The 18,786-nt window shown below is 43.0% G+C and carries 17 protein-coding genes and 1 pseudogene; 10 read left to right on the forward strand and 8 right to left on the reverse strand.

Annotation, left to right across the window (positions count from 1 at the left end; genetic code table 11):
- Window positions 1-146 (forward strand): annotated as a pseudogene (locus tag OSCI_RS29230) (photosystem II q(b) protein); the annotation flags it as partial.
- 261 nt (window positions 147-407) lie between these two features.
- On the opposite strand, the gene OSCI_RS23390 reads toward OSCI_RS29230, so the two are convergent.
- From OSCI_RS23390 to OSCI_RS23400, 3 genes are all read right to left on the reverse strand, one after another.
- Window positions 408-1,148 (reverse strand): base excision DNA repair protein, encoded by a 741-nt coding sequence (locus OSCI_RS23390; RefSeq protein WP_007357649.1) that lies wholly within the window; start codon window positions 1,146-1,148, stop codon window positions 408-410.
- A 20-nt stretch (window positions 1,149-1,168) separates the two neighbouring features.
- Window positions 1,169-1,801: a DUF416 family protein gene (locus OSCI_RS23395; protein ID WP_007357650.1), complete on the reverse strand. Its 633-nt coding sequence runs from the start codon at window positions 1,799-1,801 to the stop codon at window positions 1,169-1,171.
- Window positions 1,802-1,871: 70 nt separating this feature from the next.
- The gene (locus OSCI_RS23400) at window positions 1,872-2,774 is read right to left on the reverse strand and encodes a hypothetical protein (RefSeq protein WP_007357651.1); all 903 of its coding nucleotides are present in this window, start codon (window positions 2,772-2,774) and stop codon (window positions 1,872-1,874) included.
- A gap of 495 nt (window positions 2,775-3,269) precedes the next feature.
- Here OSCI_RS23400 and pds point away from each other — a divergent pair, with 495 nt between their 5' ends.
- The 9 genes from pds (at window position 3,270) to OSCI_RS23440 (ending at window position 11,428) form a co-directional block, all read left to right on the forward strand.
- Window positions 3,270-4,691 (forward strand): 15-cis-phytoene desaturase, encoded by a 1,422-nt coding sequence (pds, locus tag OSCI_RS23405; RefSeq protein ID WP_007357652.1) that lies wholly within the window; start codon window positions 3,270-3,272, stop codon window positions 4,689-4,691.
- A gap of 34 nt (window positions 4,692-4,725) precedes the next feature.
- On the forward strand, window positions 4,726-5,655 hold the full coding sequence (gene crtB, locus OSCI_RS23410) for a 15-cis-phytoene synthase CrtB (protein ID WP_007357653.1): 930 nt from the start codon (window positions 4,726-4,728) through the stop codon (window positions 5,653-5,655).
- A gap of 68 nt (window positions 5,656-5,723) precedes the next feature.
- Window positions 5,724-6,062 carry an EamA family transporter gene (locus tag OSCI_RS31135; RefSeq protein ID WP_007357654.1) on the forward strand — a complete coding sequence of 113 codons (339 nt, stop codon included), beginning with the start codon at window positions 5,724-5,726 and terminating at the stop codon, window positions 6,060-6,062.
- 137 nt (window positions 6,063-6,199) lie between these two features.
- Window positions 6,200-6,622, forward strand: coding sequence for a DMT family transporter (locus OSCI_RS31140; protein WP_007357656.1), 423 nt, complete (start codon window positions 6,200-6,202; stop codon window positions 6,620-6,622).
- A gap of 12 nt (window positions 6,623-6,634) precedes the next feature.
- The gene (locus OSCI_RS23420; RefSeq protein ID WP_007357657.1) at window positions 6,635-7,192 is read left to right on the forward strand and encodes a hypothetical protein; all 558 of its coding nucleotides are present in this window, start codon (window positions 6,635-6,637) and stop codon (window positions 7,190-7,192) included.
- Between the two features lie 74 nt (window positions 7,193-7,266).
- Window positions 7,267-8,904: an NAD(P)/FAD-dependent oxidoreductase gene (locus OSCI_RS23425; protein WP_007357658.1), complete on the forward strand. Its 1,638-nt coding sequence runs from the start codon at window positions 7,267-7,269 to the stop codon at window positions 8,902-8,904.
- Between the two features lie 194 nt (window positions 8,905-9,098).
- On the forward strand, window positions 9,099-9,716 hold the full coding sequence (locus OSCI_RS23430) for a putative GTP cyclohydrolase II (RefSeq protein ID WP_007357659.1): 618 nt from the start codon (window positions 9,099-9,101) through the stop codon (window positions 9,714-9,716).
- Window positions 9,717-9,809: 93 nt separating this feature from the next.
- Window positions 9,810-10,718 carry an orotidine-5'-phosphate decarboxylase gene (pyrF, locus tag OSCI_RS23435; protein WP_007357660.1) on the forward strand — a complete coding sequence of 303 codons (909 nt, stop codon included), beginning with the start codon at window positions 9,810-9,812 and terminating at the stop codon, window positions 10,716-10,718.
- Window positions 10,718-11,428, forward strand: a complete 711-nt coding sequence (locus tag OSCI_RS23440; protein ID WP_007357661.1) for an SDR family NAD(P)-dependent oxidoreductase — start codon at window positions 10,718-10,720, stop codon at window positions 11,426-11,428. The genes pyrF and OSCI_RS23440 overlap by 1 nt, the downstream gene beginning before the upstream one ends.
- Here the strand turns inward: OSCI_RS23440 and OSCI_RS23445 are convergent.
- The 5 genes from OSCI_RS23445 to OSCI_RS23465 form a co-directional block, all read right to left on the reverse strand.
- A complete protein-coding gene (locus OSCI_RS23445; RefSeq protein ID WP_007357662.1) occupies window positions 11,425-12,903 on the reverse strand; it encodes an MFS transporter in 1,479 nt (492 codons plus the stop codon). The two genes, OSCI_RS23440 and OSCI_RS23445, sit on opposite strands and share 4 nt — an antisense overlap.
- Before the next feature lie 365 nt (window positions 12,904-13,268).
- On the reverse strand, window positions 13,269-13,817 hold the full coding sequence (locus tag OSCI_RS23450) for an RNA recognition motif domain-containing protein (protein ID WP_007357663.1): 549 nt from the start codon (window positions 13,815-13,817) through the stop codon (window positions 13,269-13,271).
- 1,245 nt (window positions 13,818-15,062) lie between these two features.
- Window positions 15,063-17,483, reverse strand: coding sequence for a M48 family metallopeptidase (locus OSCI_RS23455; RefSeq protein WP_234708814.1), 2,421 nt, complete (start codon window positions 17,481-17,483; stop codon window positions 15,063-15,065).
- Window positions 17,484-17,840: 357 nt separating this feature from the next.
- Window positions 17,841-18,257, reverse strand: coding sequence for a hypothetical protein (locus tag OSCI_RS23460; RefSeq protein ID WP_019487305.1), 417 nt, complete (start codon window positions 18,255-18,257; stop codon window positions 17,841-17,843).
- A gap of 26 nt (window positions 18,258-18,283) precedes the next feature.
- Window positions 18,284-18,688 (reverse strand): NIL domain-containing protein, encoded by a 405-nt coding sequence (locus tag OSCI_RS23465; RefSeq protein ID WP_007357668.1) that lies wholly within the window; start codon window positions 18,686-18,688, stop codon window positions 18,284-18,286.
- Between the last annotated feature and the right edge of the window lie 98 nt (window positions 18,689-18,786).

The raw sequence follows: 18,786 nt of genomic DNA on the forward strand, positions 1-18,786 counted from the left end.
TTGTCAATACTTGGGCTGATGTGATCAACCGCGCTAATTTGGGTATGGAAGTAATGCACGAGCGTAATGCTCACAACTTCCCTCTGGATTTAGCTGCTGGTGAGTCTACTCCAGTTGCTTTGGTTGCTCCTGCTATCAATGGCTAATTCTTAGCTGGAGATAACAAGAAACGCTCTCATTCCTGAGGGCGTTTTTTGTTGGGGAAAAATATTTTGACCAACTTATAGATTAAGGGTTTGAGCATTTATTTTCTAACAGAATGCCTGAAATCAATATTTTTGCTAAAAGTCTTATGCTATAACCATCTCAGATTATTTTATGCCGAAACTGACAAGAAAGCGCTAGAGTGACAGAAGAGGGATAGATTCATTTAGGTAAATAACAGTTTGCTCTTAAATGAAGGAGAATTAATTATTAAATTGAGACGAAAAATCAAAAACAAGGCTAATGCTTGGATCGTAGTTTAAATCTACAACAGCTTGGCAGCGATCGCGCAGCGGACAATCTCCACAACGTGGCTTTTTAGCCGTGCAAACAGCCGCTCCGAAATCCAATAGCGTCAAGTTCCACTTTCCCACCTCTGTATCGGGGGCGACTTGTTCTGCTGCCTTCCAGAGCAGTTGACAGCGCGATTTAACTCGGTTGCCAAGCAAACCGAAAAAGCGCTCGAAAATGCGAGCGACGTTGGTATCGAGGACGGCTTTTGGCTGTCCAAAAGCATTGGCACAGATGGAACGCGCCGTGTACAAGCCAACTCCGGGGAGTTTGAGTAATTCGGCTTCTGATTCCGGGATTTTACCAGAGTACCGTTCGACGATTATCTGCACCGATTCGCAAAGCCTTTGAGCTCGAAAGTGCAAACCCAAAGGTTGCAACAGGCAAGCAACATCTTTAACTGGCGCTACGGCTAGAATCTCCAAGGTAGGATAGCAAGAGATAAAAGTTTCGTAAACGGGACTGGCTGTTAAGGCTCCGGTTTTTTGCAGTAAGAATTCAGCAACAAAGATGGAATACGGGTCGGTGGTGCGCCGCCAAGGGAAATCCCGCAAGTTATCCAAAGCCCAAGTTTGTAACTGATGGCGGAACCAAGCAATATTTGCTGCTTCGAGATGTTCCGTTTTCTCTGAATTAGAAAGTTTGCTTGTCATAGCTGCTTATAAGCTTTAATTCAAGATAAATCGATTAAACTTCGGCCGCTGTTGTTGCAAGAGGTGCGGAGCGATTCTAGAAATTCTCGGTTTAAAGTTTCGACTTCTTTCAAGCGCTGAATGTCTTCTTTCTCTTTAGCTATTTCTCGGAGCGAAAATGGATGTTTTGATATCTCTTCAACTTGCACTTTCCACGATTTTTGTAACCAATCTTGTTCGGTAATTTCTTTTTCAATATCAAGAAATTCAAAAATTGTGTCTTTTACAACTTTTACTACTTTAATAATTGCTTTTATATTGTCCGAATCAAGACAAGCTTTTAACGTGCTTGAAATCGCCACTACCGCTAAATGGGATTCGGCGGTATACCGTGATTCAAGAACATAATCACCAGGAACGATCGCTTCTTGACAATTTGTTATTAGTAACTCGATTATCTCGACCTCAACCGCTTTACCCTGTAAAATATGCCAGACTTCATCTAGAGAGGTTCTGAGAATGGAAGGATTTCCCTGACCTTCCTCTCTTGCAAAGGCATAATAATTTGGAAGCATTCTCTCGCAAATCGAAGCTGCGAAAGCAATCCTGTGTAAAGGCGGTAATTTTTCAAGTTCTTTTTCTAGTACGTCTAAGTTGTAAAAATCTAGATTCATTTAATCCATTACGACTTTGCTATTAAATTTACCTGCTCCAACTTTCGCTCGAAAAGCAGTAATAATCGCATTAGTTTTGCTCTCCAAACCTAGATAATAATTCTTCACGGGACGATTGCAATAGTAAAGGAGCCAATTCCTCTGGCGGTAAGGCTAACAATGGTGAGATCATTGCTGCTAATTGCCCATCTAAGGAACCAAAGCGCGACGTTAGTAGATTTTCTATGAGGCGGCGTTGTCCCTCTTGCATTCCCTGCTGTTGTGCTTCTTGTTTTGCCTGTTCTAATTGTTGATCGAAAAGTGGTGATAATCGCATAATTAACTCCTGATCTTCTACATCTTTATTTACCGTAACTTGTAACTCTGCCCTTAACCGATTGAGCATAGTTAAAGCATTTTTTCGGAATGGATGCGACACTGGAAGTGATTCTATTTCCGCGATCGCCTGCTTCTGAACATTACCTTTACCCAAAATCCTCAACCATAGGGTTTCTGGAGTACAAGGTAATTGGTGAATGACAACGATCGCACTCCTGAGTTCCGGTGCCATCAAGTAAACTCCCGGCAACCACTCCGGTTCTAATATAGCACGGAATCCCGACAACACTGCGACTGATGCAGTCGGTGTAAGTATCCACAATCTCGGTAAGACTAAATCGGCAACTTCTCTGGGATTGCGAGCAGCTTCACGGTAATATTTACGTCTAACTTCTAACTCTTTTGATAGGCAATCGCAAATTTCTTGGGGCGTGACGGGATTGCGAAATGGTTCTAAAATACAGGGAGTTTTTGCTAATCTTCCTAATAATCCTAAAAGTTCGGGATTCCCTTGGTTGATAGGTGCTGGCTCAAACCAAACATCTATTTCTCTGACTTCCGCACTAATACTACGGGGCGCTTGTACTGTGCCAAAAGGACTTAGTAACTCTTCTAAGTAATCTTTAGCAAATTTGTCGTGAATAAATCGAGTCATAATAAGAAGGAAGAGGGAAGAGGGAAAATTTTTTAGTTATCGCAGTTAATATTTAACCATGATTGGACTTACGCAAAGAAACAGAAACCAAGTTTCTTTGAAGATTGTTGGTTTATTAACAAGAGATTCACGAAGAAACCCAGTTTCTCACCTCGGTTCGGAGGTTCGAGTTTCTTTTAAGATTATTAGTTAATTAACGAGAAATTTACGAAGAAACCCGGTTTATCACCTCGGTTTGCGTAAGTTAAGTCATGTTTTAAACGCTTCATCCCTAAATCAAATTTTATCCGCTTGTTACACACAAACAGTAATTTGTCAACAGCCAAAACTAATAAAATTTTTCCCTATCTTTTACCTTGCCATCGACGATCGCGTTAACCCAGCGTAGGCTTAGCCAGCACTCGAAATCGCACCTTCTCCACCATTTCCTGAAAAAATGTAACAACTTGTAAACTATAATGAGACGGAATCAACCACAGAGGGCAAAGCGAAATCATGCGAGTTGCGATCGCGGGAGCAGGTTTAGCAGGACTTTCCTGCGCCAAATATCTCACAGACTCAGGGCACACCCCCATCCTCCTAGAACGGCGGGACGTGCTCGGCGGCAAAGTAGCGGCCTGGAAAGATGCCGACGGCGACTGGTACGAAACCGGCCTCCACATCTTTTTTGGTGCCTATCCCAATATGTTGCAGCTATTCAAAGAGCTCAACATCGAAGATAGACTCCAATGGAAAGATCACACCATGATCTTTAACCAACCAGAAACCCCCGGAACCTACTCGCGTTTCGACTTTCCCGACATCCCCGCACCCTTCAACGGCGTAGTAGCCATCCTGGGCAACAACGATATGCTCACCTGGCCCGAAAAAATCCGTTTTGGCATAGGCTTAATTCCTGCCATGCTCAAGGGTCAGAACTACGTCGAGGAAATGGACAAATACTCCTTCTCTGAGTGGCTAAAACTGCAAAACGTCCCTCCCAGAGTCGAAAAAGAAGTTTTTATTGCCATGTCCAAAGCTTTAAACTTCATTGACCCCGACGAAATCTCTTCAACAGTAATTCTCACAGCCCTCAATCGCTTTCTGCAAGAAAAAAATGGCTCAAAAATGGCCTTCTTAGACGGTTCTCCCACCGAGAGATTGTGCCAGCCAATGGTAGATTACATCTGCGATCGCGGCGGCGAAATTCGGCTCAACGCCCCCATCAAAGAATTTTTACTCAACAGTGACGGAACCGTTAGCGGCTTCCTAATTCGCGGCTTAGACGGAGCCCCCGACGAAATCCTCACCGCCGATGCCTACGTTTCCGCCATGCCAGTCGATCCTCTGAAAGTCATGCTCCCAGAACCTTGGCGGCAAATGGAATACTTCAAAAAGCTCGATGGCTTAGAAGGAGTACCCGTAATCAATGTACATTTATGGTTTGACCGTAAACTTACCGACATCGATCACTTGCTATTTTCGCGATCGCCCCTACTCAGCGTCTATGCCGACATGAGCAACACCTGCCGCGAGTACGCCAACCCCAACCGCTCAATGCTGGAGTTAGTCTTAGCACCAGCCAAAGATTGGATTAACAAATCCGATGCCGAAATTGTCGGCGCGACAATGGCCGAACTCGAAAAACTCTTCCCCGACCAAATCCCCCAACCCGCAAAACTGTTAAAATCCCACGTAGTCAAAACTCCCCGCTCAGTTTACAAAGCAACCCCCGGCCGCCAAGAGTGCCGTCCCAACCAAACCACACCCATAAGTAATTTCTATCTAACGGGGGATTATACGATGCAACGTTATCTTGCGAGTATGGAAGGGGCCGTACTTTCTGGTAAGCTGACAGCGCAGGCAATAGATAGCGATCGGCGCATCGAGGTAGGCGGTCAGCCCAAACCAGTGCTGAGTGAAACTCTTGCAAGCTGATAGCTAGACCCTGAGCCTGAGAGCTGAAAAAAGAATGCTGCAACTGTCAAAATCCCAGTGCATGAGAACTCTGGCCTCTGTGGAGGACTCCTACGAACTCTGTCGTCAGATCACGGAGAAATACTCCAAAACCTTTTATTTAGGCACTCAGCTAATGCCCGAAGCCAAGCGTCGGGCAATTTGGGCTATTTATGTCTGGTGTCGCCGCACCGATGAACTCGTGGACGGGCCGGGAGCTAGCGAAACTACGCCGGAAACCCTCGACCACTGGGAAGCACATCTAGAATCTCTATTTGCCGGTCACTGTCTAGACGACTTAGACGTTGCCTTCGTAGATACCATTTCCCGCTTCCCGCAGGATATCCAGCCATTTCGGGATATGATTGCAGGTCAGCGCATGGATCTGTACCGTTCCCGTTACGCAACCTTTGAGGAACTAGAACTTTACTGTTACCGCGTCGCGGGGACGGTAGGTTTGATGTCCACTGCGGTGATGGGAGTAGAGAAAACCAAATCGGCGGCTAGCTGGAATTGGCACTGGGATGCGAGAAGTCCCTCTGAAGAAGCGATCGCCCTGGGAATTGCCAACCAACTCACCAACATCCTCCGGGATGTGGGAGAAGATGCTCGTCGCGGTCGGATTTACATCCCCTTAGAAGAGTTAGCCCTGTTTAACTATACTGAGGAGGATTTATTTAACGGTGTCGTTGACGAACGCTGGCGGGAATTAATGCGTTTTCAAATCGGCCGCGCTCGCAAGTTTTATGCTAGTGCAGAACGGGGAATCAAGGTTCTTAGTCCAGATATCCGCTGGCCTGTGTGGGCGGCAATGATGCTATACAGCCAAATTCTGGACGCGATCGAGCGCAATAATTACGATGTTTTTCAGAAACGAGCTTTCGTTTCTAAACCCCGGAAAATGCTTTGTTTGCCCCTAGCTTTTCTAAGGTCAAAGGCGCTTTAGTTAGTGACACGACGTAATTGCTAATTGCTAATTGCTAATCGCTAAACTCGTTTATATTACGGCAGAAATTGAAACAAATTGATTCAGAAACAGTAGGGCTAGCCTACGGATTTCTTGGTGTCCTAATATTTAGTCTGACACTGCCGGCAACTCGTCTGGCAGTGGCTGAAATCGATTCAACTGTTGTCGGGTTAGGGCGTGCGATAGTAGCTTCTTCATTGTTGGCAATTATTTTACTCAAAATCACTCGGCAACCTTTACTATCCCGCAAACATCTATCCATTTTATGCGTGGTAGCGGCTGGTGTGATTGTCGGATTTCCCCTACTTTCAGCTTGGGCAATGCGTTGGTTGCCAGCTTCTCATGGCGCGATCGTGCTAGGGATTTTGCCCTTAGCTACCGCTTAGCAGGAGCCTTGAGAACGGGCGCGATCGCCCAACAACCCCATTCTGGCTGTGTAGTGGTATTGGTAGTGCTATTGTTGTCTTGTTTACGGTAATCACAGGAGATGGAACTTTACAGATAGCTGACCTCGCCTTACTGGGTGCAGTTGTTGCTGCTGCTGTGGGCTATGCCGAGAGGGGGACACTTATCCCGCCAGTTGGGGGGATGGCAGGTAATCTACTGGGCATTAGTTCTGTCTGCTCCATTTTTGGTCGTGCCTGTGGCGATCGCGATCCTCCAACACGGCCTTCACGCCTCATGGTCAGCATGGTTAGGCTTTAGCTATGTCAGTGTATTTAGTATGTTTCTGGGCTTTTTTGCTTGGTATCATGGACTAGCGATCGGCGGCGTAGCACGAGTTAGTCAAATGCAGCTTTTACAGCCGTTCTTGACTATTTTTGCTTCAGCATTATTTCTACAAGAACAGATTACAATGTTTACTATCGCTATAGCTTTGCTCGTTTTGATAATGGTTGCATTGGGCAAAAAAGCTACAATTAGATCTTCTATAAAATCAATTTAGTTGATTTTTATTATGAAAAAAATTGGTGTTTTTGGTTCGGCTATAGATACCGAAGATTCTGTCAATCAAAAAGCCAGAAAAGTTGGAGAGCAAATTGCTAGAACCGGCAATTGTATTATCACAGGAGCCTGTACTGGAATTCCCCTACAGGCTGTACTGGGAGCTAAGAGTTTAGGCGGTTATTCTATGGGATTCTCCGCCACATATAGTCCAGACAATCATCTCGCAGTGATGGAAACGCCTTTAGAATTATACGATGAGATAGTTTGGATACCCCCAGATTATAAGCACAAAGATAATGCAGCCGTTTGTCGCAAATATAGAAATGTTTCATCTGTCGCAGAATCTGATGCAGCTATCTTTATTAGTGGACGTTGGGGAACTCTCAATGAGTTATCAAATGCCTATGACATGGGTAAACTAATTGGAATTTTAAGTGATACTGGAGGCATGACAGAATATATTTTAATATTAATGGAAGCCTTGAAGAAGAAAACAAGTAGTCAAGTGATATTTGATAACGATCCTGAGAATTTGGTCAATCAGATTTGTCAAAAAATGACAGAATGATTTGCAATTCGTATGCTACACTAAAATCAAGATTCCAGTCACACAGAACAAAATTGTTTGAGCTATATAAAAATATGCAAGTGCAAGGCCAACTGAACGCTAAGAAAGTATGCTCCTCAGAAGAGAACCAGTTTGATGTTGGCATTGTGGGATCTGGGATTAGTGGCAGTATCCTAGCCGCAATTCTTGCTAAGCATAATGTTCGTGTGTTGCTTATTGATGCAGATAGTCATCCGAAATTTGCAATTGGGGAATCAACCGTACCCCATACCTCAAAGATGTTAGAATTGATGGGCGATCGCTATGGCGTTCCCGAACTCAAAAATCTTGCTACCTTTCAAGATATTCGTCAAAAGGTAACATCGTCTTGTGGTATTAAACTGGGTTTTGGATTTGTCTATCACCGCCAAGAGGAAGACCAAAATCCTCAACAAGTTACTCAAACTTTAATTCCCGGACAACCGGAGAACCACTGGTATCGGCAGGATATTGATTCCTATATGTTTCATACTGCCATACGTTATGGGACAGAATGCCGACAGAAAACAAAAATTATCGACATAAATATTGACGAGCAAGGTGTTGACTTAAAAACAGAACAAGGAGAAAAATTCAGAGTTAAATATTTAGTAGATGGCAGCGGTTATCGTTCTCCCTTAGCTCAAAAGTTTGATTTACGGGAAACACCAACTCGCATGAAAACTCACTCTCGTACTGTGTTTACTCACATGGTTGGTGTAAAACCTTACGAGGACTGCGTACACCCTAAAAATGTACTCGATCAGCCTGTATCCTGGTCTCAGTGTACGCTGCATCACATCTTTGATGGTGGCTGGATGTGGGTAATTCCTTTCAACAACCATAAAGATGCTACCAACCCTTTGTGCAGCGTTGGTTTGTGCTTGGATTCCCGACGCTTTCCTAAAAATGACACACCACCTGAAGCAGAATGGAAGCAGTTTCTGACCAGGTTTCCTTCGATCGCGAAACAATTTGAAGAAGCGAAACCAGTGCGGAGTTGGACTTCCACGTCTCGCCTGCAATATTCTGTCAAAAAATGCGTGGGCGATCGCTATTGCCTGACATCTCACGCTGCTGGTTTTATCGATGCGCTTTTTTCGAGAGGACTTGCTAATACCACCGCGATTATTGATGTCCTTGCTAATAGAATTCTGCAAGCTGTTGCCGACAACGATTTTTCAACAGAACACTTCGAGTATATAGAACAGTTGCAACAGAATACTATCAATTATAACGATCAATTGGTTAACTGCTCATATATCTCGTTTAGAGACTTCGATCTTTGGAATGCTTGGTTTCGGATGTGGTATCTCGCTGTAGGTTTGGGTGGTTTGAGGTTAGGAATGATGCACAAAAAATTCATTCAAACTGGCGATTATTCAGTCCTACCTGATGCCCATGAACCATTGGGTTTATTTAATATAGATCCGAAGAATGAAGAATTTAGAAAATTATGGGATGCTGCTGTTGCTATTGTGGAATCGGTAGATATAGGAGAGACTGCACCAAAAGATGCCGCACAAAAAATTATGATTATGCTCGATAGCGCTGACTTTTTACCTCCCGCTTTGAGGTTATCTGACCCAAGTAAGCGTTATATAGATTTCAAAAATGATGACATTAATCTGCACTTTCTTTCGTGGAAAACATTTTCTACCAGTCCGGAAATGGAAGCAATCTATAGCATTTGAAATAGTAGGGAGGACTTAGGCAAGTATTATGATTAAATCAAGCTTTATGGCTCGTCAGACTTCCGTTATGGATTGATATAACCAGGATTTTGGCATTAACACACTACTTTATGTGCCATTGTCTAACTCATATTAGGGTGCATAATCAGTAGATATTTTGTCAGATTTAGAGCGATTCTCTCAGGAAATTTAGCATGACTACATCGCCGACAATAGTGGATAAAGTTCTTGGTATATCATTATTATTTAAGGAGAAAGTTAACCTGTTAATGGGCGGTTATAAAATAAGAATGGATGGAGTTGAGGCAGAGCATGGAGTTATTTATAAAGGCAATATTGAAAATCCGGAAGAGCCAATTTTATTGCGAATTAATTCCGCTTGCTACACAAGCGACATTTTTGGCTGTCAAAGATGCGACTGTAACTGGCAACTCAGGCAAGCAATTGATACGATCGAGCGCTCAGAAAATGGTTTAATTATATATCACTTTAACCACGAAGGGAGAGGTGCTGGATGGACAAATAAATTAAAAACTTATGCGCTTATGGAACAAAGAAATTATACGACGTTTGAGGCTTTTTCACATTTAGGTATTCAAGTAGACCAGCGGAGTTATTATCCGGCTATTTTGATTTTGAAGGATTTGAATATCAAAGTGGTGAACCTGATGAGCAATAATCTTGACAAAGAGAATTTTTTAATCGCCAATGGTGTTAAAGTAAATCAAAGAATACCTTTGGTTAGTCACAAAAAAGAATGGCAAAAATATTTAATATCAAAAAAAATTCAATTTGGCCATGACATTCAATGATAGATTATTTGGTGAGAGTGTTTTTTAAAAAAATCAGGCATTTTTTGACCTAAAGTAGTTGGTGTTCAATCAAGATATTCTGGAAAGTAAACTATGCAATTTAGCGATCGCCTTGTAGAAAAAATCACCCAAACGAGTAATATAGTAGTTGGCATCGATCCGAATTTTGATTTAATGCCAAAGGCTATCCTTCCAGCTAGCGGCGATTCTCAAGCTGTTACAAATGCCTTAGTTAATTTTGCAAAACTGGCGATTGATACTGCCTACAATTTGATTCCAGCAGTCAAGTTTCAATCTGCCTATTTCGAGCAATTTGGTAGTGCAGGTATAAAGGCTCTAGCTCAATCTATTGAATATGCTAGAAATCAAAAACTTTTAGTGATTATGGATGCGAAAAGAGGAGATATCGGTTCCACCTCACTTGCCTATGCTCAAGCATATTTAGAAGGAAAGACAAAATTAACAAATGGATTGACAATCGAATCGGATCTAGAAGTAGATTGTATCACGATTAATCCATTTTTAGGAGACGACAGTTTAGAGCCATTTGTAGAAACGGCTATTAAATGTAATAAAGGTTTATTCATTTTGGTGAAAACCTCAAATCCTGGTTCCCAAATGATTCAAGATCGAGTTGTGAATGGAAAAACTATTTCTTACTATTTAGCAGAATTAGTTAATCAATTAGGCAAAGATAGTATTGGCAAAAGTGGTTACAGCTCTATCGGTGCTGTGGTAGGTGCTACATTTCCCGAACAAGCAAAACAGTTAAGGGAAATTATGCCGAATGCTATCTTTTTAGTGCCGGGAGTAGGAAGCCAAGGTGGTAAAATCGAAAATACATTCATCAATTTTAATCATGATGGTCAGGGTGCGATCGTACCAATTTCTAGGGGGATAACCTATTTCTCAAACCTAGATATGTCTTTAGAAGAATATCAATTATCAATGCGAAAAAAAGTTGAGTATTTTGTTGAAATCACGAAAAAATCTGGTAACTAATGAAAGATAATTTACTTGTAATATTGGGTGTGCAAGGAGCATTAGGTTCGGCTATTTCCTGTCGCGAAGATTTGAATGCCGATATTTTTGGCATAGATTTACCACAAGCAACTTGCCTTGAAAATTTAAGTTACTATCTTGCCTGTGATTTTAGCAACCGGAGTCAAATTCGAGCAACAATAGATACACTTCCTGTTTTTAACTATAAGAAAGTTATTTTTGTTAGTTGTATTGGTAAGTTTGGTGACGAAACATTTAACTCTTCCAGTTTTGAAGAAGATAGTTTATATGAAAATATTCAAGTTAATTTGGTAGGTATTGCTCATTTTATGATTGCGGCCATTAAAAGGTGTCTAACCCAAAATATTCCCACGCGAGTAATCATAGTTGGTTCGGCGGCGGCTTATGTTGGAAGTAGAGATATCGCCTATGGAATTGCTAAAGCCGGACTCAATGGATTAGTATTAAGTTTATCGAAGTCATTGGCTAGTCAGAATTCGGTGATTATTGGAGTCAATCCAGGAATATTTGAATCTACAATGTCCCAAGGGGTGTCTTCTGAGAGACAATCTCAGGCGATCGAAACTACGCATATTAAGCGAAAAGGAAGATTAGAAGAAATTGCAAACTTCGTGACTTATGTTGCCTTTGATGCACCTGATTATCTGACAGGCTCCATATTAAATATCAATGGAGGACAGTATACTTAAGATGTTGTAACAACAGGTTTCTCCACTTTCTCTAACACCCAGAAGACAGATGTTACAATTACTAAAGCTGCCATAACTATTGCAGCGGTGTGAAAAGTCGCCTGCACTCCAAAGACTAATGCCTCAACAGGTGCATCTGTGACATCTTTAACATCAAATCCAGATAGCTTAGCTGTAGCAATCGTAAAAGTTGAAAACAAAGCGCCCAAAATTGGCACGCCACTCATATGTCCGAATGTCCGCGACAAAGACAATAATGCAGAAGTGATACCTAAGTATTCCTTTGACACTGCTCCCATCACAGCACTATTATTGGGAGCGTAGAACATTCCCATCCCTACCCCTACAGGAATCATCCGCACAATATAACCCAATGAAGTCAACTCGCTATTAAAAGTGGCGATCGCTAAATACCCAAATGCCATTAAAATCAATCCAATTAAGCTGATAATTCGCTCTCCAAATCGGTCAGACATAATTCCACAAACTGGTGAAATTAGCCCATTTAGCATAGGCTGCACCGCCATTAACAAACCCACCTGACTAGCAGGATAATGCTTCACTAATTCCAAAAAGAAAGGGATGATAAAAATCACACCTGTGAGTGCAAGATAAACTATAAAATTCATTAATAGATTAAGCGATAACTCTAGCGATTCAAAAATTTTTAGGTTGAGTAGGGGTGCTTGAATGCGAGCTTCTATCGCCAAAAAACAGGCTAAGCTGATGGCAGCCAAAGTGAATAGAATCAGCACTTTGATACTACCGAAACCTTGGTTTTGAACTAAAGTTATGCCGAGTGCAAAGCAAGATAGGCTGATTGCCATCAACAACGCGCCAATCCAATCAAAGGGTTGTGACTCTTTAGTAATAATCTCTTTGGGTACAACTCTAAGTACAATCCAACTGGCAATTACACCAATAGGTACATTCACCCAAAATATTAAAGGCCAGTCCCATAAATTAATTAATAGTCCTCCTACCGTTGGGCCGAGGGCAATTGATATGGCAAAAATTCCGGCTATAATACCGAGTGCTTGTCCCCGTTGTTTTTCAGGAAATATTTCTGTAATAATTGCCGTACCTAATGCAGCAATAAACACAGATCCTATGCCTTGAACGACTCTAAAGCCAATCAAAAAACTAACATTAGGTGCTAGTCCGCATAGCAGGGAACCCAGTGTAAACAAGAGCATTCCAGTCAGGTACAACAGCTTTTTACTGTACATATCACCCAACCTACCCACAGCTAACACGAAAACGTTGAGCATCAGTAAATAACCGATCGCTACCCATTGAATGGTAATAAAGTTAGTGTGGAATGATTCAACTAATGTTGGTAGGGCGAGGGTAACGATGTGGATATCCAAACCAAACATAAACACACCAGTCCCAATCCCGAAGAGTGCCCACCATTTTTCAGAAGCTTTTGGTTCTGAGTGGATCTGTAAAGTTTGTTTTTCCTTATTTTGCATGGCACTAAAACTAATTATTTATCAGACTTTGTGCCATTTTTTCAGTCCACTACTAACTTAAGGCTGCACAGTTTAAGGCTTGCTAACCAGAAATAGGAGATGGAAAAAGGCTGCTACCTTGAACGCTGATTCAGGAATTACTCGCGATCGCATCTACCTAAGTTTACACAGGGTGCGATGTTCTTCTGTGCTTAGTTTTAGCCGTAAAGGAGTTGGTATTTTTTAATCTCTGTCAATTAAGAACCAAGATTTTTGTGGATTTATCCCAAAAATCTTGTCCTTAATAATCCCCGTGTCTGGAGACCGGGGAGTGTCAACCCAAGTCTAGAGCTGAAGTTCTCGCGCTATCCTCTGCGATCGCAGTTTTAGGAATTAGTTTGAGCAGCCGCCAGCCTTTGCTTGAGTTCTTCCAGAGCACTAGCCCAGCGAGGATCTGGCTGTACCGAACCAGAATCGGCAGTATAGCTAGTTGCTGCACCCGCACCCCGGCGTGACTTATTATCGCCACCCCGCCGACGACCGCCGCTTTTACCACCGCCACCACCGCCACCGCCACCGGGAGACGGCGCAGAACGCTGCTGTGGAGGTTGTTGTTGCGATTGAGGCTGAGACTGGGACTGCTGCTGAGGCTGATCTTCATCACCCTTTTCACCTTTGCCCCCCTTAGACCGAGGCAATGCCTTTTCAATCTTAAGGGGATTTTCCTTGAACATAAAGCCGTTGTATTTTTCAATTACTTGATCGGCTTGTTCGTCAGTAGCTACCGTCACAAACCCAAACCCCCGACATTTGCCAGTTTTGCGATCGGTGATCACCTTAGCAGAAACCGATTCGCCTTCCTCAGCAAAAACTGCTTGCAGTTCTTGGCGTTCGAGTTCTTTAGGGAGATTGCCTACATAGAGACGAATAGACATGAAATATTCCTCCAGACTTGGACTGTAATTAGTTTGCTAGAAAATCATTACCTGAAGTCAACTGAAAGTTAACTGCAAGGCAGCATGACCCAACCGCATAACCTGCGCGTTCATCTAACCAAGGTTGACACCGCACCTCACTTTGTAAAAAAAGATGATTAACTCTTCTTACCCCTGCACTTGGAAACCAAGGCAGAGAATTTTTAACTGTAAGGTTGTTGTGTAAACTTGTGGTCATCACTTAAAAACTGAGGCTAGATATTAGTTCTGCGTTATTTGCTTCCCGTGTTGATGCAGAATTTTTATAGCCAGGACTGTAGAAATTAATTTCCAACGATTTCAAGTTCAAGTAACCCGGATTTGACACTTCCACCCCTATAAGGAGATGGAATAATTAGGAAGTTTCGCTCCTAATACCCCTAAAGCTGCTGGTTCCTGGGCGCAATCCTTTTGCCAAAAATGGCGGTCTGCTATCCTTGCCTTGCAGCAAGCTCCTCAAGCGTGACTTCCTCTCAGTCCCAGGGCAGGTTTTTAAGACTAGACTTGTCTAATTGGATTTTAGCAAAATGGGATTGACGGCTACTAAAGTAACAGCGCCTACCCTACCCCAGTCGGGGCATTGCTCGCGGTGGTCAAGATTTGTCACTACTCAGTTTAGTACGATGAGGGACACAACGACTAAATTTTTTTAGAGTAAGTAACTTCATCTCTAACCAAATGCTAAATTCAATTTTTGAACTCTGGTATCCCTTGAGCTGGGTAGGACAGCGTTCAAGTATCCTATTAAAGGTATCACAGCCTTGAGGACACAGCTACCTGTAGCCAAGATTTCAATCTTAAGTTAAAGCTAGGTAGTTTTAAGTGCTTAGCAATTTAACTCTAAATGCGAGTAGCTAAAAAAACAGCCGACAGGTGCGGCTGGCTAAACTTACTGTGTTGGGAGGTTGACAATTTGTACGTGATACCTTAATGGCTCTAACCTATAGAGGGCATACCGTAGTCTGGGTCAATCAATTTCATGTAACTAAATGTAACAGTTAATCGATAAAATTGCAACTTTTCTTTACATAATGAAGAGGATAGAGGCAGGGGAGCACAGAGGACAGGGGAGAGAGGGAGCAAGGCTGATGAGGGAGAAATAAGGAAAAGGAAATAAGGAAGGGTTAATTTCTGACTGTTTTAACTCAAAACTCAAGGCTTAGGGCGGGTACGGGGGCACCGCCCCTACAAAACCAAACTCAAAACTCATATCCCCAATCTGCCAGTATTAAAGATAATGTAGGCTCCCCAGAGAGCCGCAGCAAAGGCTAAAATCGTAGACCAGATGGGATGACCGCTATAGCTGGTTCTGCCGCCTTCAGTCCGTAAGTTTTCCAGATCGATCGCCACAGTCGGCCCTCGCCTAAGCCATCCAGTAGCAATAACTGATTTTCCGATTAAATCCGAGGGACGGGTTGGTACTGGCCACAGATTGCCAATCGGGCCGAGTATGGACAGATGGTGTAATTTCACTAAGCCAGTGGCAGTTTCCAGAATTAAATCCTGTCCCAGCCAATTGTTGATGCCGCTTCTACCGAGGAGTTTGCCTTGGAGTTGGACAGGCTGGCTATCTAGAGGTAAAGCTTCTGAGTTAGATAATATCTCTGTTATTGTTGGTTCCGCCGTTGCCGAGGGTTTAATGTCTGGAAAGAAGTAGTTGATGCGGATAAAAGTGCCGAGGCTAAAGCCAATAGGTAAGCAACCGATCAGAATGCCGCGATCGCCTTTAAGCCAATCTAGTTGCCAAATGTCGAAGAGTGAGAAAATCCACCCGATCGACCAAATCCCGACAACGATCGCTAAACTCATAGGAATGCCGAAGAAGGGAGCACCTTGTAACAGCAGTTTTGGTAATTGGTAATTGGTAATTGGTAATTGGGAATTGGTAATTGGTAAGCGAGAATTGCGCTTCTGTTCCCCTGCTTGGCCGCTCAAGAGCTCCCCTGCTGGCTTGGTTGCTAAATCTAGCTCAGTTTCTAGTTTCCAGTGCTGGGCGTAGAGGGTTAATAAGTGTAAGCGTTCTCCGATTAAAGGATGGGTATTATAGACTTCTAACCACTTGCGGTAAGGGTTGTGTATATCCCATTGTAAAAGGGTTTCCAGAGGGGCTAGTGATGCGGCAGAACCAAGTGTAACGGCTTGTTTGACACCCAAGGGTGTCAAAAATTCAAAGCCTTCGAGTAGAGGGCAAATTTGCTGCTGTTGGCGGACATCTTCAGCAATACCGATCGCCATTTTTGCGATCGCGCGAGTCAAGGCATTAGGATTACCTGTAATTTCAGCCGCGAGGCGATCGCTATAATAAACTCGTCGCCGTGATAGCCACAAAACGGGCCACCGCAGCAGCCAAAAGATGCCATAACTAGCTGACGAAATAGCGATCGCTACCCCCCGCAGAAAAGGTATTATAAATCCTCGAACAGATATAGGAATATTTGGCAACTCTTTGGCTCGATCTCCCCAATATCCAGCTTGCCAGTAGATAGTGTAGGGAATTTGAATCACTATTGTTGCCAGGGACATTACTACAAAATCCCAGTGAACGATATGCCCCAACTCGCGGGCAAAAACAACAGCAATTTCATCTTCTGAAAGTTGTTCTAACAATCCCTGACTAACTACAATTCTGGCGAATCGGGGTAAGCAACCATAAGTCATAGCGATGGGAACGCTAGTCGGCAAAACTTTTATAGTAGGTACTGGCAAGTCTCTTTTTCGGCAAAAACTTCGCAGTACCCCATTAGCTTCTTTACTATAATTAAATAAGCTGGTCATGGGTAGCGGTTGCAAGCCGTGAAACTGCTTTAATAGTGCGTCCATTAACCAGGGCGAGAAAACTAAGAGCAACCCAAATGTGAATTGTAAAAATGGGGCGGGGTTGAGATAAAAAAGCTGAATTGGCTTTAATAAAGGAATCTTTGTTAATAGATAAAAGTGAAGTAATACAGTATTGACAGTAGTTAGGAGAAATTTCACCACAGTGACAGTCACCCAAAATAGAGCGAGTCCAGTTGCTATCTGTTCCAACCAAAAACGACCAAATTTTAGGGGTTTGAGGGGTCGCCATTTCTGAGCGCGATCGCTCTTTCGCCAAGTTAATTGATAGCTACTACTTTCAGTGCTATAATTTTTTGCCAAATTGGGATTATGCTCGCGACTTTGTTCTTCCTCTGGTGAGCCTTGTAAAGTCTCCGAAGTATCGAGAAGATGGGAGTCAACTTCGGCATCGCCTTTGAGAGATATTGGCGGCGTTGTATCTGTATCATTCTGCTTAGAAAGCTTAATATTAGGGACTTGGGAAGTTGCTGATGGCGAGGAAACGACATTCTGTTTAATGACTTTACTTGGAACAGTTGGTACCGCAGTCGCATCGAAGGGGACAAATCCTGTTAAGTCAGCTTGTGGTGCTGTTTCAGAAGCAGAGGTAGTTATCGGTGGAGATGCGATCGCTGGAGATTCAAACGGAATAAAACCAGTTTCAACTGGGGATATTTCTTCTGAATCTGGCAATTCTAAAGCTAAACCCCCCGCTTCTTGCTTTTCCTCGCTCCCCTGCTCCCCCGCTCCCCCGCTCCCCTGCTCCTCCGCATCTCCCCCGCTCCCCCACTCCCCCGCCCTTCCCAACAAAAGGGCCCCACCGCTGAAAGGCTGTAGGGCGCAAGGACAGTTAAACGCTTCTTTAATTCTCGGTAAATCTACCCTGAATACGATCGCTCATTGTGACGATTTTCAGAGTGTCCATTCCAAACAGATTGCAGCGTATCAAAAAATGTAACGTAGCCTTTACAAAACTACACTTGCTATAGCTTGTTAGTAATACCTCATGCAATTTTTGTTGGCAGCTTCGCAGGCTGCTTTTTTTCTCTTATCACTATTGCATAACTTTTCAGGATTCCCATGAGAATTAATTTCTCTTCAATTAGCAATTAGCCATTAGCAATTAGCCATTAGCCATTAGCCATTAGCCATTAGCCATTAGCCCTTTTAAAAGTATAGCTTTGCTGCCCCTCCAAATCCCAATCCAATAAGAGAAACAACTGTCAAAATCCAGAAAGCCTGCCACTTTTGAAAACCGGATGTCTGAATATCGAGTCTAGCTAAAGATCCTGCGGAAAGTAGGATTAAACCGGTGGCAAAAAGGTGCAGCCATGCGACAACTACTACTGCAAAAAAAGCAGTAGTAATGATGGAAATAAAAGCCCCGACATCAGTTCTAAACCATCTAAACATTAATCTTTTTGCATGGTTTAGGGGAGCAGTTAATACCCCACATAACAGGAAGATGGCAACTACAGCTAAAAACCAAACTGCTAGGTGAGCATCAGATTTGGATAAATTCCAGCCAAAGGTGCTATAAGTAACAAAAAGTATTGCTAGAGAACTCCAAGGAAGTTTCTTCACGGCTTTTGAGTCACCAAGATTAACCTCTAAAGGTTGGTGGAAATAGCCTGAACAGGACAGGTAGGAATGCACTGTTCGCAAACGATACAGCGCGATCGCGTAAAGGTTAGTTTAAATGTTTCTTTGTCTAAGGTCAAGGCTTCTGTGGGACAAACGCCGGTACAGAGCCCACAGTGTACGCAGATGTCTTCGTCAATTAGTATTTCTCGACTGGCGAGGGATACGGTAATATTCTGCGATCGCATCCAGTCTATAGCTGCGTCCAACTGGTCGATATCTCCGGCCAACTCTAGCACGAGTTTGCCTATTTGATTTGGGGCTACCTGAGCTCGGATAATATTGGCAGCCACATTAAAATCCTTTGCCAGTCGATAGGTGACGGGCATACGGATTGAGCGTTGGGGAAAGGTCAGCGTTACCCGTTTTTTCACGCTCTATGTCCTCTATAATTCACAATTAATCTGTCTCTACTTCTGTTTTACCGCATTTCAGACTGGATCGGAACTTAATTAATATGACAATTCAGAGG

The sequence above is a fragment of the Kamptonema sp. PCC 6506 genome, from assembly GCF_000180455.1.
Taxonomy (GTDB): domain Bacteria; phylum Cyanobacteriota; class Cyanobacteriia; order Cyanobacteriales; family Microcoleaceae; genus Kamptonema; species Kamptonema formosum.